General features: G+C 41.9%; 14 protein-coding genes. 13 read left to right on the top strand and 1 reads right to left on the bottom strand.

From position 1 onward, the window contains the following. Positions 1–41 precede the first annotated feature (41 nt). From T541_RS21365 to T541_RS0107125, 3 genes are read left to right on the top strand one after another with little or no spacing between them, the layout of a single operon-like run. Positions 42–218 (top strand): hypothetical protein, encoded by a 177-nt coding sequence (locus T541_RS21365; RefSeq protein ID WP_155839476.1) that lies wholly within the window; start codon positions 42–44, stop codon positions 216–218. A 21-nt stretch (positions 219–239) separates the two neighbouring features. Next, positions 240–719, top strand: a complete 480-nt coding sequence (locus T541_RS0107130) for an RNA polymerase sigma factor (RefSeq protein WP_026652048.1) — start codon at positions 240–242, stop codon at positions 717–719. Next, positions 716–1969 (top strand): hypothetical protein, encoded by a 1254-nt coding sequence (locus T541_RS0107125; protein WP_026652047.1) that lies wholly within the window; start codon positions 716–718, stop codon positions 1967–1969. Before T541_RS0107130 ends, T541_RS0107125 begins: the two co-directional genes overlap by 4 nt. Positions 1970–2237: 268 nt before the next feature. Here the strand turns inward: T541_RS0107125 and T541_RS0107120 are convergent, their stop codons facing one another. Continuing rightward, positions 2238–2699, bottom strand: a complete 462-nt coding sequence (locus T541_RS0107120; RefSeq protein WP_026652046.1) for a PH domain-containing protein — start codon at positions 2697–2699, stop codon at positions 2238–2240. Between the two features lie 108 nt (positions 2700–2807). On the opposite strand from T541_RS0107120, the gene T541_RS0107115 reads away from it, so the two are divergent. The 10 genes from T541_RS0107115 (at position 2808) to T541_RS0107070 (ending at position 18154) form a co-directional block, all read left to right on the top strand. After that, the gene (locus tag T541_RS0107115; RefSeq protein ID WP_026652045.1) at positions 2808–4484 is read left to right on the top strand and encodes a GGDEF domain-containing protein; all 1677 of its coding nucleotides are present in this window, start codon (positions 2808–2810) and stop codon (positions 4482–4484) included. 39 nt (positions 4485–4523) lie between these two features. Then, positions 4524–5231 carry a LytR/AlgR family response regulator transcription factor gene (locus T541_RS0107110; RefSeq protein WP_026652044.1) on the top strand — a complete coding sequence of 236 codons (708 nt, stop codon included), beginning with the start codon at positions 4524–4526 and terminating at the stop codon, positions 5229–5231. 2 nt (positions 5232–5233) lie between these two features. Then, entirely contained in the window at positions 5234–6547 is a 1314-nt protein-coding gene (locus tag T541_RS0107105; RefSeq protein ID WP_026652043.1) for an ATP-binding protein, read from the top strand. Then, the gene (locus tag T541_RS0107100) at positions 6544–7671 is read left to right on the top strand and encodes a GGDEF domain-containing protein (RefSeq protein WP_026652041.1); all 1128 of its coding nucleotides are present in this window, start codon (positions 6544–6546) and stop codon (positions 7669–7671) included. The genes T541_RS0107105 and T541_RS0107100 overlap by 4 nt, the downstream gene beginning before the upstream one ends. A gap of 154 nt (positions 7672–7825) precedes the next feature. Continuing rightward, entirely contained in the window at positions 7826–10765 is a 2940-nt protein-coding gene (locus T541_RS0107095) for a glycoside hydrolase family 3 N-terminal domain-containing protein (protein WP_026652040.1), read from the top strand. Between the two features lie 75 nt (positions 10766–10840). Then, positions 10841–13270, top strand: a complete 2430-nt coding sequence (locus tag T541_RS0107090) for a glycoside hydrolase family 3 C-terminal domain-containing protein (RefSeq protein WP_026652039.1) — start codon at positions 10841–10843, stop codon at positions 13268–13270. A gap of 68 nt (positions 13271–13338) precedes the next feature. Beyond that, positions 13339–13902: a GtrA family protein gene (locus tag T541_RS0107085; protein ID WP_026652038.1), complete on the top strand. Its 564-nt coding sequence runs from the start codon at positions 13339–13341 to the stop codon at positions 13900–13902. 136 nt (positions 13903–14038) lie between these two features. After that, positions 14039–15484: a hypothetical protein gene (locus T541_RS0107080; RefSeq protein WP_026652037.1), complete on the top strand. Its 1446-nt coding sequence runs from the start codon at positions 14039–14041 to the stop codon at positions 15482–15484. Between the two features lie 12 nt (positions 15485–15496). Beyond that, positions 15497–17188, top strand: a complete 1692-nt coding sequence (locus T541_RS0107075; RefSeq protein WP_026652036.1) for a serine/threonine protein kinase — start codon at positions 15497–15499, stop codon at positions 17186–17188. Positions 17189–17239: 51 nt separating this feature from the next. Next, positions 17240–18154, top strand: coding sequence for a hypothetical protein (locus tag T541_RS0107070; RefSeq protein ID WP_026652035.1), 915 nt, complete (start codon positions 17240–17242; stop codon positions 18152–18154). The last annotated feature ends 8 nt before the right edge of the window (positions 18155–18162 follow it).

Raw genomic sequence — 18162 nt, 5'->3', positions numbered from 1 at the left:
GAAATGAACTGATAATCAGTAGTAACAGTTGGAGGTTACATATGGGAAACGTGATGGATTTAGTTTATGGGGCGCCATGGAATCATAACGAAAGCTGTGGAAATGCCCAAATTGGTGAGTGGTACAGGCTCGAAAGCGTGTATAATTGTGATTGTGACAAGCGTACCAGAAGACAGATGTATATAGCTCTTTTGCAAAAGAACAAGAGCTTATATTAAGACAACAGAGACCAAAAAACTATGTATCAGGAAATCACAGAGCTATACGAACAATTATATAACGAGCTGGTCAGATGGTGTCAGAACATGACACTGGATCCCTACAAGGCACAGGAGCTGGTACAGGAAGGCTTTGTGAAAGCCATAGATCACTATGATGAGATAAAAGAGCTTGAGCCTAACCAAAGAAGAGCCTGGCTCTACCGTACTATTAAGAATCTCTTTATAGATGATTACCGCAAGTGTAAGAGGGAGACCCTGACAGATTCATTTACCGAAGGACAGACCCAGTTAATGATCCAGCCAGATAAGTATTCTGAGTTTGAAATGATCCAGCTTATCAATTCCCTTCCGGGAGATGAGGGTAAGATCTTTACTATGAAATACCTGGGCGGAATGACCTCTGGACAGATTGGCAAGATCCTTGATCTGCCGCCGGGAACAGTAAGAAGTAAACTAAGCGATGCCAGAAAACACATAAAAGAGAGGATGACACTATGAGACTTAAGATCAACTGCGATGTATGCGATGCAAGGAAAATCAACGAAAACAACTACACAATGTATGAAGAGATAACCATAAACACAGACGAGATGCTGGTTGATGACAGAAGTAAGGAAATCCTCAACAGACTTCCTTTTAATATTCAGGCAGATGAATTTATTAGCGAGGATGAAAACGGAGAGAACTCTAAGACCAACACTCAGAGCATCAACGGAATCATCGAAATTGATAAGAATAAGATTGTGGAAGAAGGCGCTACTCTTAGTGTTAACGGAATGCTCAGAATCCATCCAGGCACAGAAGAAATCCTCAAAAAGTATAAGAACATCACTGTTAATGGAATCATCCTTTGCCCAAGAAGCATCTCTGCAATCCTTCCACTTAAGGGCCTTTCCCTTAATGGTATGACCAAAGTATATCCTGATGACTATGTGCTTCTTAGCAACAAGTACAAGCTGGATAAATACTTCCCACTTAGAACCGAGGAGGGAAAAGGATATTACGCAGCTACCTATATCTGCGACATGGATAATGAAACCGACTATGACAAGCTCATAGAGAAAAGAAATAAATTCTTCACAGAAAAGGTCTATATCAGAAAGGGGCATTTGGAAAAGGCTCTTCAGCTCTTCAATGTAGAAGCTCAGATAAAAGAGATTCCAGATGATCACAAGATTGTTGAAGCAGACGGATCAGTTCTTGATGAGCAGATGATCAATACTTATGGCGATAAGCTCTATGTTATCGGAGATATCAGAATTGATAAGTCAAGCGAGAGCGCCCTTAGTAGAATTACTAAGCTCCATGTAGATGGAAAGGTGATTATCGACCATAAACTTGTGGATAACTTCAACCGAATTGGAGCCACATGTGAACAACTTGATGTAAAAAAAGGATTAGTCCTTCGCGATTGTGCCATCATGAACGTGGACTATGACCTTGTAGCAAATAACGATGAAGGAGTTATTATTGAAGACTGCGCCCTTGTTAATATCGACAAGAACATTCCACCAGAAATGATCCTTGAGCGCTTCACTATCCGCGACTGTGCCAAAGTTAACTGCACCCAGGAGCAGCGCTCAGCAGTAACCGCAGTCAGCACCGACGTAGCCTTTATAGGAACCAACTCCTTTGCTGAGTTCTTCAATAACTTCTTCGGTGTCACCCCTCCAAACAACGCCCAGAACGGAGCAGAAACCAGAGAACGCGACGTAAAGTACATTAACGCAGATCACTACGAATTGTAAAAAGAACCCCAAAATAGGACTATGATTTTCCGGAATATTGATCTATTAATTACTTCTATCCAGAATAGACACTGGGGGCTTAGCTTTGCAGATGCGAGCATTTGCACGAGTTGATTAGATATCCAATGAAAAAAGAAGGACAAGCCGATTGCTATGAGCAACGTCGAAATGAGGCTTGTCCTTCTTTTGAATTGTGATAGCTAACAACGAGGAAACGTGAGCATCTGCAAAGCTAAGCCCCCAGTGTCCCTTCCGGATAGCCAACAACTTAATTATCAATATGTCCGGAGATGTCGTCGACGTCGTCTACGTCGTGGATGTCGCCAGCTCCGAAGCCGATGTTCTGCATGCTGACAGTGCGGCGACGAAGACGTGCACTCTCTGATGCCTGAAGAAGGAAATCCTTAACCTCACGGCCATGCTTGATATTCTTCATAATGATAGTGCGGTCAGTTACATCTGATGTATAGCAGATAATTGTAGAAAGTCCAAACATCCTCTGAAACAGAGTTCTTGTTATTTCCACATCACTGATCTTGTACATATAGCAGTCATTTTCGCGGATTGTGAAAAGACCCTTGATGATAGTAAGCACATTGTCCCTGATCTCATACTTGGTAAAAGTCCAAGGAAGACCAAATAAAAGAAGTCTTGATCTCTCTGAATATGCTACATTTCCCTTTGCTTCCTCAGAAGCACTGTATTTCTCTGGATTAACAATCTTAGCCATATCATTTCTCCAATCAATTTATTAAAAGTCTATAAACTAGTTTATCATATTTTATCAACGCAATATAGCCAATTATGATACAATAAAGTGGTAATATAAGGAGATACTATGGAGCAGTATAAGTATCGAATTGGCTTTCTTATCATAATTATAACAACACTGTTGGCCGTAATCCTTACGGCCTTTTTGGGCAGCGCTGATATTTCCTCAGCCTATAATGAGCAGTATATTAACATAGATAAGGGTTGGGATATTAATGGGGTCAAGGAAGATCTCCCCTGCGCAGCCCGTGGATATGTAGTCATGGAAAGGACCCTTCCTTACCTTTACAGGGATCAGGTCCTTGTAGTACAGTGCTTCTACAAGACTGCTGATGTTTATATTGGTAACCAGCTGGTTTACTCATCAAATCCCAATTACTTTTTGGGCAGAGAGACCAATGTGGGCCACAATGAGCTTTATATTCCTCTTAAAAAGATATATTCAGGTAAAACGGTAAAGCTTGTGATCGATGTACAGGATTCAGTGTACACCAGAAGAATTTCCGATGCCTTTGTTTTTTCATCCTCTGGTTATATTACTCATATTATTCTTAAAAATCTCTTTTCACTTACTCTGGTTACCACATTCTTTATTTCTGGTATTGCGGAGGTGGGAGCTGCAATCTACTATATTACCCAGGGAAAAAGAGTCAGAGCAAGGTATTCATTCTTTACCCTGCTTTATACAGGTGTATTTTCTACGGTGGCATCTATGTGGATCGTCTGTGAAACTATGGTTATGCAGGCTCTTTATGGACATCCTACAGCCTTTGCCATCATCAATGACGTGCTCTTTATGTTCATGCCCCTGACCTTTTTGGAGCTTCTGCGTTCTCTTACCAACAGACATGATAAAAGAGAAGATGCCCTTGTATTTATTATGGGAGTGGTTGCTGTTATATCGATCATTTTGTGCATGCTGGGAGTATTTGACTGGAATCTTACAGAATATGTGGGACATTTCATGGTATTTACCGTATTTATCCATGTTATCTGTATTGTAATTATTACTATGCGATCTGATGTGGACAGGACGGTAAAGAGTGCAGTTGCTATTGGTAATACCATCTTTGTGGTTTTCTCTGCTATAGGTCTTTTAGGCTATATGTTGGGTATAAGTCAGAATTATCTGGCTTTCGTTATTGCGGGCTTTATGAGCTATGCTCTTGTTCAGGTATTCATTATATTCCAGCAGATAGGCATCTCAATTGAGGAAGAGGAAGAATTTGCCACCGTAACAGAATATGCCTACCAGGATGAGCTGACAGGCCTTAACAATCGCAGATATTTCTACACCAAGGTTGAATACTACAATGATAAAGAAAAAAGATCTCCAAATCTTACACTGATTAATATAGACGCCAACAGACTCAAATATTACAATGATACATACGGCCACGACGCTGGCGATGAGCTGCTTGTTGGAGCAGCAAGATGCATCCAGAAGGCATTTGGTTCCTGCAATGAGGCTACTATCTGCCGAATGGGCGGCGATGAATTTGCAATACTAATCACTGAGGATAGGGAAACGGTGGAATCCAAGGTAAAAGAGCTAAGAAAGCTTTTGTCAGAATACAAAGGCAGGAAAGTATCCAATCTTAGTGTTGCTCTAGGGGTTGCCCAGGTGGGAGATCATCCTGACATTTCCACCTTTGATGAATTATATAAGATAGCAGATGATCACATGTACGAGGATAAACAAAGATATTACAAGGAATCAGGAATTGACCGCAGAAGAGGTTAGTTCTTTTAACAGATAATTACTATACCCGGGAGTAAAGAGATGATAGAGCTTGCCATAGTTGAGGACGAGGATTCCTACGCTTCTCAGCTGACAGAATACATAAATAAATACCAGTCGGAAAGTGGCAATAAATTTAAGATCACCAGATTCAAGGACGGCGACGAGATCACCAACGGCTACAAGGGACAGTTCGACATTATCCTTATGGATATCGAAATGAAACTCATGGATGGAATGACCGCCGCTGAAGAGATCAGGAAGCTGGATCAGGACGTGATCATTATGTTTATTACCAACATGACCAACTATGCAATCAGGGGATATCAGGTGGATGCCCTTGACTACGTGCTTAAGCCCGTCAGCTACTTTGCCTTTTCTCAAAAGCTTGGAAGAGCCATTTCCAAGATCAATAAGCGTAGCACCAATGTTATGACAATCGAGATGCCCTCCGGGGTTAAAAAGATCTACATAGATAACCTTTTGTATATTGAGAGCTCAGGTCATAACATTATCTTTCACACCTTTAACGAGACCTTCAGCATCAGAGCAAAGCTCATGGACTATGAGCAGCAGCTTCTTGGCTACCACTTCTTTAGAAGCAACAAGGGATATCTTGTGAATCTAAGACATGTGGACGGCGTGGAAAACGGATGCTGTATCATAAACGGCGAGAGCCTTCTTATCAGTAGGGCCAGGAAGAATGACTTCATGGCGGCTCTTACCAACTACATGGCGGAAGTGATCTAATAATGGAAACATCTTTTTATCAGGATATACCAAGAATATATACGGCCCTGGCAGAGTGGCTGGCTTGTATGGTCTACTGCGGGGTTATGAAAAGAAAACTAAAGTCAGAGGATTTTATTCTGGCTTCTATTTTGGCGCTTGTAATTCAGAGCATGTTTCTGGTGCTGACTAAGAGCCTTACTGTTTACCTGTGGGTCCCTTGCATGCTTATAGCAGTGGGATTCATGTTTCTTTTTATGTACTTTACCTGCGATGATTCCAGGAATGTCATAGGTTATTACTGCGCAAGAGCCTTTCTTTTGGCGGAGTTGGCAGCCTCATTAGAGTGGCAGCTGGCCTGTTATCTATACAGTAAGAACAGATCCCTTGTGCTTCAGCTGATTCTTTTGGTCGTGATCTATGCCATTGTATTTATCTGGGCCCATTACATGGAAGTCAGCATTACCAGAGGCGTTTTCCAGCTGGAGATCAACGCTAGAGAGCTTCTGGCAGCCGTACTGATCGCAGCAGCGGTTTTTGCATTTAGTAACCTTTCATTTATATTCCAGAATACGCCATTTTCTACAGAGGTTACTGCAGATGTGTTCTATATAAGGACCCTGGTAGACCTGGCTGGAATCATGATCCTGTATGTGTACCAGAGCAGAATTTGTGAACTCCTTGCGGAAAAAGAGCTAAGAAATATCCACTCGATGCTTAAGGCCCAGTACGAAAAGTACCGCAACTATCAGAGTACTTTTGAGCTTATCAACATGAAATACCATGATCTTAAGCATCAGATTGCAGGTCTTCGTGCTGAGATGAGTGATGAGGAGCGTAAGGAATGGATTGATTCCCTGGAACAGGAGCTTGAATCCTACAGTCCTGAGCTTGAGACCGGCAATAGTGTCCTGGATACCCTTATTGCAGGTAAGATGATAGGCTGCAGAGCTAACAATATCAAGATTACCTGTGTGGCAGATGGAGATGTGCTTGATTTTATGCATGTTGCAGATATCTGTACCATATTTGGTAACGCTTTAGATAACGCAATAGAGAGCGTTTCCATGATTCCGGATCCGGAAAAGAGATTAATTCACTTAACGATTTCGCAGAAAAAAAATTTTGTTTTAATACAAATCAACAATTATTGTGAAAATAATATTATAATTAAAAATGGATACCCTGTTACTACCAAAGCCGATAAAGGAAACCATGGCTTTGGAATTAAGTCTATTCGTTATACAGCCGAAAAATATCATGGAAGTCTTACCTTTGACCTCAATGATAACTGGTTTGAACTTAAGGTTCTTATTCCCCAGGGAGGCAATGCATGAATATTGTTGCCGTAGCAGTAGCCGATTATGTCGGTTTTATACTGATTCTGGCTATGATGATCAGCAGTAGAATAAGAAGAAAAGATGGCGGATTGGAGCTTAAGATCTTTAGTGTCATAGCTTTTTTATCTGCTACCTCCTGTGTAATAGATTTCTTCGCCTTTTATTTTGATGGATGGGGAGGTCCATTTTTCAAGGTCTTTAATACCCTTGGAAATACTTACTGCTTTATTGCCAATCCTATCTTCGTATTCTCTTGGCTCCTTTATGAGGATCTTAAGCTTTACCACAATGAGAATAGAATACTAAGAGTCTACAAATATGCTGCGATTCCGGCAGTCTTACTTGTGCTGGCAGCATTGGTCAACATTTTTGTCCCCTTTGTTTTTCTTATTGATGAACATAATACTTATCATAGGCTGCCTTTTGGCTATGTCTTTTACATTGTTGAGACCGTATATCTGATATATAGTGTCATCCTATTAAAAGATTATCAGAAAAAGTATGGAAAAGTCCGTTTCTTCCCGTTATATCTGATGCTTGGACCTATTGCTTTGGGATGCCTTTTACAGATTGCCTTCTACGGTGTCTCTCTTATATGGGTGTCACTGGCTGTGGGACTTACAGCTGTTTATATGTCCATTCAGAATGAGTTTTCCTATATTGATACCCTTACGGGGCTTTATAACAGAGCTTATCTGGACTATCAAATGGAGGTTTCCTCCAAAAATCCGTCCACTAAGCTGGGCGGCATTATGATCGATGTGGATCATTTTAAAAAGATCAATGATACATATGGACATTCCGTTGGAGATGAGGCCCTTACTGATGTATCCAGAATTATCCTTATGGCTAAGCCTGAAAATGCCATTGCCATAAGATTTGCAGGAGATGAGTTCATCCTTCTTGTTAAGGGAACATCAGAAATACTGCTGGAACAGATTGCAGAGGGTATCAGAGAGGAAGTAAGGATCTTTAATGAAGCCGAAAATAAGCAGTATAAGATTTCTCTTTCCCTTGGCTATAGCCTTTACGACTACGATAAAGATGACCTGGACAGCTTCTTTAAGAAGATGGATGACAACATGTATGTGGCCAAGAAAAAGAGCCATGAAGAGCTTTAAAATGCAAAAAAGTAAAATAAAAATCAGTTCATGACAAAAAACGTACCGTTTGTGACAAAAACGGCACGTTTTTTTTGTTGGTGCTATGGTGTACATGTAATCGCCTGTCAAATGGTAATGGCAGGCACAGCATATTTCAAAGGGAGGTTACCATATGTTATCTATCAATCTGGATGACGTTGCTAACGTCATTAATTCGATTAAGTCTTATCTGATAGCTATTGGCGTGATCGTTGCAGTTGCAATTGTTCTTATGATCGCAGTGCTTAAGGTCAACAAGCCACTTAAGAAGCTTATCAGAGGCACAGCACTTGTTGCTATGCTCACAGGTATTGTTATTTGTGTGAATATGATCTGTACAGGTCCTATGAGCACAATGCTTGATCTTGTAAGTGGAAGCGGAACAATTTCTAAGGAAACTTCTGATGCCACAACTGTTCTTGCACAGGATATTGCAAGAGAAGGTATTGTTCTTTTGGAGAACGATGCAAATACACTTCCAATTGCATCTGGCTCTAAACTTAATGTATTTGGTTGGGCATCAACAAACCCTATTCTTGGTGGTGCTGGATCTGGAGCTCTTAACGATGCTTACGACACCATCGATCTTCTTCAGTCCCTTGCAGACGCAGGAATTGAGACAAATGCAGATCTTACTAAGTTCTACACAGACTACAAGGCAGACAGACCTACAGTAGGAATGTGGAATCAGGACTGGACACTTCCTGAACCTAACGTATCTCTTTATACAGATGAGCTCATTTCAGGTGCAAAGAGCTTCTCTGATACAGCAATGATCGTTATCAGCCGTTCAGGCGGAGAAGGTGCTGACCTTCCAACAGATATGCCTTCAGTTGTAGATGGTTCTTTCCAGGATGGAACAACTTATACAGCAGGAACTTATGATGATTCTCTTAACGAGGGTAACGACTGGGATGCTGGTGATCACTATCTTCAGCTTACAAACAGAGAGGAAGAGATGATCGACCTTGTCTGCGCTAACTTCGATAACGTAATCCTTGTTTACAACGGCGCTAACGCTTTCGAGCTTGGTTTTGTTAAGGATCATCCACAGATCAAGAGTGTTCTCTGGGCAGCAGGCATGGGCCATGTTGGTATGGAGGCTCTTGGTGAGATCGTTACAGGTGAGGTTAACCCATCTGGTAAGACAATTGATACTTATGTATATGATCTTCAGGCTACACCATGGTGGAACAACTTTGGTGACTTTAACTACACTAACATGGATGAGTTCGCATACACATCCACAGGCTTCACAGGAATAGAGTCAACAGCTAACGTTTCATTCGTTAACTATGTAGAAGGTATCTATGTTGGATACAAGTTCTATGAGACAGCAGCTTTAGAGGGACTTATCAACTACGACGACGTAGTTCAGTATCCATTTGGATATGGTCTTTCTTATACAACATTTGAGCAGACAATGGGTGATATTACTGAGGCAGATGGCAATATCACATTTGATGTAACAGTAACAAATACTGGTTCAGTAGCAGGTAAGGACGTAGTAGAGGTTTACTACAATCCTCCTTATGAGAACGGCGGAATTGAGAAGGCATCAGCTAACCTCATTCAGTTCGAAAAGACATCTCTCCTTGAGCCAGGCGCATCAGAGACAATCACAATCTCTTTTGCAGTAGAAGATATGGCTTCATATGATTATCAGAACGCTAAGGGATATGTTCTTGAGGCTGGTGACTATGAGATCTCTATCAACAAGGATTCTCACACAGCAATCGATACAAAGACATATTCAGTAGCTAGCACAGTGGCTTACACAGGTTCTAACGCAAGAACATCTGATAAGATCACAGCTACTAACACATTTGATTATGCAGAGGGTGATATCGAGTACCTTTCAAGAGCAGATGGCTTTGCTAACTACAATGCAGCTACAAAGGCTCCATCAAATTATGAGATGTCAGCTGAAGCTAAGTCATCTTTCTACAACATCAGTAACTACTTAACAGAAGAAGCAACAGCAGCTGATGAGGATCCAAACGCAGAGGCTGTAACAACAGGTGCTTCAACAAGCCTTCAGCTTGCAGACCTTAGAGGTCTTTCAAAGGACGATCCTAAGTGGGATGAGCTCCTTGACAGCATGTCACTTGATGATATGAACGCTCTTATTTCACTTGGTGGATACCAGACTAACTCAGTTGAGTCAATCGGCAAGGTTCGTACTAACGACTGTGATGGACCTGCTTCAATCAACAACAACTTTACAGGTGTAGGATCTCTTGGATTCCCTGTAGGTGTAACAATCGCAGCAACATTCAATAAGGATCTTGCTCACTCATTTGGTGATTACATCGGTAAGATGGCTAATGAGATGGATGTATCTGGTTGGTACGCACCAGCTATGAACATTCACAGAACAGCATTTGCTGGACGTAACTTCGAGTACTATTCAGAGGATAGTGTCCTTTCAGGATACATCGCTCTTAACGCAGCACAGGGTTCATGGGAGAACGGTGTTTATGCTTACATCAAGCACTTCGCTATGAACGATCAGGAAGGTAACAGATGTGACATGCTCTGCACATGGTCTAATGAGCAGGCTATCCGTGAGATCTACCTTAAGCCTTTCGAGATGTGCGTAAAGAATGTTGAGCACACAGCAGTAATGTCTTCATTCAACTACATTGGTAACCGTTGGGCAGGCGGCTCTTCATCACTTCTTAAGACAGTTCTTAGAGATGAGTGGGGCTTTGAAGGCTTCGTTCTTACTGACTACTTCGGAGTTTACGGATACATGTCATCTGACCAGGCTATCCGTAACGGTACAGACTGTATGCTTGTTAACTACCCAACAGCTACAAACAACGTACAGTTCAGAGATACAAACGGCGCTCAGCAGGCTATGAGAGATGCAGCTAAGAACATCCTCTACACAGTAGTAAACAGCCGTGCTTATGCACCAGAGAACCTTTCAATGGGTATGGCTTCCTGGAAGAAGCTCATGATCGTTCTTGATGTTATCTTTGGAATTCTTATGGTAGGTCTTATGTGCCTCTTCATCAAGAAGTTCAAGAATAACAAAGAACAGGCAAAGGTTGTAACTGAAGAATAATCATTAAATAAATCAATCAGGCAGTGCCTGCTCTATTATAGGGCAGGCACCAAAGCCTGTATAAAGGGGATAAGTGTGAAATATCAAGATATCATTGAGAAGATGACAATTGAAGAGAAGGCTGCTTTTCTTAGTGGAAAGGGTGAATGGCAAACAAGGGATTTCGAGAGACTTGGAATACCATCTATCTTTTGCTCTGATGGACCTCACGGGGTTAGAAAGCAGGCTGGAGCAGGAGATCATTTGGGACTTAATGCATCACTTCCTGCCACATGCTTTCCTACAGCAGCAACAATAGCTAACAGCTGGGATGAGGAGCTGGGAGAGACTCTTGGACAGACTCTTGGAGAAGAGGCAATGGCTGAGGGTGTTAACGTACTTCTTGGACCAGGACTTAATATAAAAAGAAGCCCTCTTTGCGGACGTAACTTTGAGTACTTCTCAGAGGATCCATATCTTGCAGGTAAAATGGCAGCTTCTTATGTTAGAGGAATTCAGTCAAAGGGCGTTTATGCATGTCCTAAGCATTTTGCAGTTAATTCTCAGGAACTTCGCAGAATGGCAATGAATTCTGTAATTGATGAGAGAACTCTTAGAGAGATCTATCTCACAGGCTTTGAGATTGCTGTAAAAGAAGGTAAGGCTAAGACCATCATGTCAGCCTACAACGAGGTTAATGGTGTCTATGCCAATGAAAATAAGCATCTTTTGACTGATATTTTGAGAGATGAATGGGGCTTTGACGGAATTGTTATTACTGACTGGGGTGCTTCCAATGATCATGCTCTAGGAGTGGCAGCAGGCTCTAACCTTGAGATGCCTAATCCTGGCCTTGACTCTGCAAGAGAACTTATTGCTGCAGTAGAAAGTGGCAAGATCAGTATTGAGGATGTGGACAAGAGAGTTGATGAGCTCCTTGACGCAGTTATGACTCTTTATGTTAATGCTCAGAATAAGAGTGATAAATTTGATGAAAAGGCTCACCATGATGTTGCCAGAAAGGCTGCAAGAGAGAGTGCAGTTCTTTTGAAAAACGAGGACAATATCCTTCCTCTTAAGCCTGGCGCTAAGGTTGCCATCATCGGAGACTTTGCTTTTGATCCTAGATATCAGGGCGCTGGTAGTAGCCTTGTTAATCCAACCAAGGTTGAGTCTATTGTGGATATCATTTCTGAATATGACGTTCAGGTACTGGGTAAGTCCAGAGGCTATTCACGAGATGGCCAGGAGGATGCAGCCACCAGAAAAGAGGCCATCGCCATGGCTGAAAAGGCTGATATAGTTCTTTATTTCTTTGGCCTTAATGAGGACAGCGAGTCTGAGGGTATGGACCGTAATCATATGAGAATCCCTCAGAATCAGATCGATCTGTTAAAAGAGCTTGGTCAGGTCAACAGCAATCTCGTGGGCGTTATAAGTGCTGGTTCTGCCATCGAGATGCCTTGGCATCACTATCTTAAGGCAATGCTTCACTGCTACCTTAACGGTCAGGCTGGAGCAGGAGCTGTTATGGACATTCTGACAGGTGCAGTTAACCCAAGTGGTAAGCTTTCTGAGACCATGGCAAGAAGACTTGAAGATACCTCATGCTATCGCTACTATCCAAGTAGTGAAAGAACTACAGAATACAGAGAAGGTATTTATGTAGGTTATAGATATTACGATACAGCAGAGGTTCCAGTTCTTTATCCATTTGGATTTGGTCTGTCCTATACAACCTTTGAGTACAGTGATCTCTTTGTAAACGCAGAGGGCGCTTCCTTTACAATTACCAACACAGGTAAGGTGGACGGCGCAGAGATTGCACAGCTTTATGTTGGACTTCCAGGAGCTCAGGTATTTAGACCTAAGAAAGAGCTTAAGGGCTTTAAGAAGGTGTTCTTAAAGGCTGGTGAGAGCAAGAAGGTTGAGATTCCATTTGATGATAAGACCTTCAGATACTTTAATGTTAAGACTAATAAATGGGAAGTTGAGGAAGGATCTTACCTTATCATGGTAGGTGCAAGCTCAGCAGATATCAGACTTACAGGTAATGTTTCCAAGGCTGAGACTACTAAGGAGCTTCCTTATGTACCACACCAGATTCCAAGCTACTACAGTGGCAAGGTTCAGACCGTGGATAATAAAGAGTATGAGATTCTTCTTGGACGTACTATTCCAGATGGAAAGTGGAGCGGACAGCTCTCTGTAAATGACGCCATCTGCCAGATGTACTACGCTAAGAGCGGCCTTGCAAGATTTGCTTACAACAGACTTACAGCCATGAAAAAGAAGGCTGATGCAAAGGGTAAGCCTGATCTTAACATTCTCTTTATCTACAACATGCCATTCAGGGCTATGGCCAAGATGACAGGCGGTGCTGTAAGCATGGATATGGTATATGGAATTGTTGAGATAGTTAATGGCCACTTCTTTAGAGGTCTTGGCAAGGTTATCAGCGGATACTTTAGAAATGGCAAGCTTAACAAGAAGTATGAAGCGAAGCTTAAGAATATAGCAGAGTAAGATAGTGATTCGCAGTATTCGGATCAGATAAAAGATATAGTTGTTGTATAAATGGAGGAATAAGTAACATGAAGTTTTGGAATGATTTCGCAGAAAAGCACCCAAAGATTGCAAAGTGGGTTAGAGAGGGCGGACTGTTCGTGATCGTAAGTAATTTGATCACAGTATTTAAGTATCTGCTTCTTACCTTCTTACCAGCTGCTTTTGCATTTATGGGAGACAGATCCTTTGGATGGCCAGGAATTCCACTTACACTTTTCGGAGAGACATTCCAGTGGAATATTCTTGGATATGACCAGGCACATGGCGGCCTTGCTTACTTTACAGCGTACATGATCGCAATGGTAATTGGTGAGTGCATCAACTTCCCAATTCAGAAGATCTTTGTATTCCGTAACCACGACAAGCCAGGCAAGCAGATCGCATGGTACGTTGCAGCATTCATCCTTATCACCTGCATCGTTAACTCCATCAACTGCATCTGGGTTGCTGTTGCCGGCAAGTTCGTAGCACCATTCATCTACAACATCGGCACAACAGTACTTAACGGCGGAGTTTCCATGGTAGTATTCTTCTTCGTAAATAAAATCATCTTCCCAGAGACAGTTAAGGAAGAGAAAGAGGAGAAGTAATTCAATATTTCTACAGGTACAGCCACGATGAAAAGGAAGGTTTCAGAACCTTCCTTTTTTCTATTTTGAAAAACTGAGATTTCGGATATAATTGTATGTATTCGTATATATTGTTATTTGTTAGGAATCAGAAGAAATGGAACAAGAACTTGAATTTAATAGTGAAGATATACTTGGTCGCTTTGCTCAGCAGATAAGCGGTGAAGATGGCTTTATATCTGTTAAGGGAATTAAAAATAAAGATATTACAAGACAGTATAGATTGATCATCAGGGATATAATCCTTTATCTGGTTATGACTCCAATTTTGTTTGTGTGTGGTGAGATTTTAGATGGGCTGGAGCTGGGAGATTTTTATTCATTTCTGGCTTTTCTGATTGATATGGCAGGTCTTGTTTGTTTGTGGCTTTTTGTAGTCTATGTGATGGGATTTATTAAGTATCACAGGAACTCAGTGCCGGTTTCAGAACAGATAAGAGACCTCATTAATGAGAATATAGCTGAAGGCTATGGTTCTTTTTGCTACAAGAATGCAGGTCTTTTCTTCCTTAGAGAGTGGATTGTAGGAACTCAGAGAGAGCTTGATGTTATTAACTATAACGAAGTTGCTTCCTACGGTGCTATTGGCAAGGATTTGTGGATTTATGCAACAAATTCGGACTTTCATCTGTTTAAATTTATGAGCGATGCTGAGTGCTCAGACGCATATAAATTTATGCAGTCCAAGATTCTTACCCCAAGTGTTGACTACGAGGATCCAGTTCTTAAGGGCAATCCACGAGATATGTTCAAGACAAGAACTTATCCTTTTGAACCTGTGGCTCTTAAGAGGATCAACTGCGCCAATATTTCAGACTGGTTTGGCCGCAAACTCATAGTTCTTTTAACAAGTGCTGTAGGAGTGGTGGCATCATGGGTATTACTGACTAAGGTGCCATTCTTCACAGGGGAGAATAGTTTGCCAAGACAGCTCCTGGTGATTGCCATGTTCATCATGGTGATTATGGTGATTGTAGAGTTTCTCAGGATCAGGAAGATTCGCAAAAAGGCAGAGATGATAGATGAGGAAGCCCTTGAGGAGATTGAAAAGAGCATTCATCTTCCAACTGTGTATTTTGCAAGCGATTATAATACCTACGTTTTTGACAATGTGATCCTTCATTATGGCAGGAGCCTTGACGTCATGAAGGTCGAGGATATCAAGATCATTTCTCATGGAGCAGATGAGAAGGGAAGTTACCTTAGTAATAACCCAGGTGGAAAGAGAAGCTGGTATACGCCGTTTCTTACCATTGCCACAAATGATACGGTCTGCAATATTAAGTCCAAGCTCTCAATAAGGGGCAGAGTGCCGGGCCTTAATCTTAGTGATACGGCAAAAGAGCTTGTGATCTACATTAAGAGCCTGCCGGCGTACCTTAAGAGTCCTTCTGCAACTGCGGATGGAAGCACCAGGAAGCTTAAGAATCAGGGCAGCAACAGTTCAGCAAATCGCAGCACAAGTAATGCTGCAACAAATAAGGCTAAGAAAAACAATAAAAAGACACCAAGAGCAAATTCGCAAAAGAAAAAGAAAAGATAACAGGATAAAATCATGCTAGAAATAGGAAGTATAGTAGGCGGAAAATATAAGGTCCTTAACGTTGTTGGTCAGGGTGGTATGAGTACTGTGTACCTTGCCATGAATGAGCGTGCCAACAAGCAGTGGGCCATCAAAGAGGTCAGAAAGGACTCTGTAACCAATTTCCAGATGGTGCGTCAGAGTCTTATTACAGAGACAGATCTTTTAAAACAATTGTCTCACCCATATCTTCCAAGTATCGTTGACGTTATTGATGAGGATGGACGATTCCTTATTGTTATGGACTATATCGAGGGTAATACGCTGCAGAAGGCCCTGGATTACATGGGACCTCAGCCTCAGGAATATGTTATTGAGTGGGGAATCCAGCTTTGTGACGTACTTGAGTATCTGCACACCAGAAGACCGCCCATCATTTATAGAGACTTAAAGCCGGGCAACATCATGCTTAGACCAGATGGTACCATTACCCTTATTGACTTTGGTACAGCCCGTGAGTATAAGCAGAACAATTCAGGGGATACAACATATCTTGGAACCAGAGGCTATGCGGCTCCTGAGCAGTTTGGCGGAATGGGTCAGACTGATGCAAGAACGGATATCTATACCCTTGGAGCCACACTTTATCACCTGGTTACAGGTAAGAATCCAAGTGAGCCTCCATACGAGTTCTATCCTATCAGATACTGGAATCCTCAGCTGTCTGCAGGACTTGAGTACATTATTGAGAAGTGTGTTCAGAATAATCCAGATGACAGATACAATTCCTGCGCTGAGGTTATGTACGATCTTCAGAATTATAAAGAGCTGGACAGAGGCTTTAAAAGAGGCGCCAGAGTCGGAGTTGCAACCTTTACCTGTATTTTGGTGGCAGCCATTGCCTTCTGCAGTATGAGTGCCTTCTTCAAGATCCAGGGTGGTATCAAGACCAAGGAGCATGTTGAGACCTGTATCTCGGATTCCATCATTGCTACTGATGAGAAGACTTCCTTTGAGCTTATTGCAGAGGCCATTCAGACCCAGCCTGATAATGAGAGTGCTTACTACACCATGATCGACAGTCTTGTGCTTCAGGACGATGTTCTGACTCCTGAGGAAAGTGACTATATAAGACAGATCTTTATCCTGCCTGTGGATAATAAGGACACTGTGGAAAAGAGATTAAGTGCCAACAAGGATCTGTATTCCCAGGTTTGCTATAAGCTTGGAGTTGCCTACTTCTATTGTTATGCAGAAACCGGCAACAAGAAGATGGCTGCTGGATGGTTTAAAAAAGCCATTGATTGTGGAAAGCTTGATGACAAGAAGATGAACAGAGCCCAGAGGCTTTACAGGATTGCATCTCACTATGCTTCTATCGGTAAGGCTGGTCCTGACGGCGATGTAGAGATCTCTTTTAAGGAGTATTGGGACCTTCTGGCAGAAATGGCTCAGGATAATATCTCAGAGTCAGATAATCCTACCACAGCTCTTTTGGTTTACAAAGAGATAGCAACACTTGTTTATAATAGTTCAAACGGACTTAGGAATGAGAACCTTGAATATGATGACATCAATGAGGTTCTTAATCTTGCCCTTACCCACATGGATACAGATATCATGACAAGGGATGACCTTACTGATGATATTAAGAACAAGGTCAGTGAGGAAAAAGACCTCTTTGTTAAGGCTAAAGAAGCCCTGGATGTGGCTTACGGAAAGTAATTGGATTTTTGAATCAGATGATTCGTTATATGAATTTTGCAAGGAGTAATTATGTCTAATTCATACATTGGTTATTACAACCAGCTTGCTTTAATAACGGGAATTGTAGGTATCGTTCTTTTACTGATTGCGATACTTTTGTGGTTTAAACTGGATGTTAAGCATTATTTTGCTGTTCTTACCGGTCAGGATGCCAAGAAGCAGATCGAAAGGATCAGAAGCGATGCTGCAAGAGGTAATATTCAGGGTGCCCTTCGTAGTAAGAATAACGGAGCGGTTATTGCCTGGAACACCTCTGGTAACCTTGATGGCAGAAGCAATGTGCGAAGCGGCGGAAAGAACAGTGGAAGAGTTCTTTCTAGAAACACCGGCAGAACCTTTGGAAATACTGGCAGAACTTATGGAAACACAGGAAGAACCTATGGAAATGGAGCCCCTATGAATGCCATGAACATGCCAATGAACAATGCAGTTCCTACGGGAGACCAGACAACCCTTATTGGTGGCGGTGCTGCCATGGGAGACCAGACTACCCTTTTAGGGGCAGGAGCTCCAGCTGGCGATCAGACAACGCTTCTGGGAGCTGGTAACAATGCCGGTTTCAATAACAATAATGCTGGCTACAATGGTAACAATGTTGGGGCAGCAGATCCATATGCAACAACAGTTCTTTCTACCATCAGCAATATGGAACAGGCCCAGACAGCCAATGGAACCACTATTCTTGGTAATAATCAGAATCAGCAGGCGCCGGTTCAGAATAACCCTATTCCTGTAATTAACTGGAACCTTCCACAGTATAGTAACGGTAACGGCACAGAGACCAGTGTAATTGGCGGATTTGTAGTTGAGAGAGAAGCTGGAACCACCCAATTTGGTGTAAATAACCAGTATCCTGGAAACAATCAGTTTGGTGGAAATAATCAGTTTGATGGAAACAATCAGAATCAGTTTGATAAGAAATAATAGCTGTG

The sequence above is a fragment of the Butyrivibrio proteoclasticus P6B7 genome, from assembly GCF_000622085.1.
GTDB lineage: Bacteria > Bacillota > Clostridia > Lachnospirales > Lachnospiraceae > Butyrivibrio > Butyrivibrio proteoclasticus_A.
The sequence above is the reverse complement of the archived record's forward strand: the minus strand, read 5'-3'. Positions and strand labels throughout refer to the sequence as shown.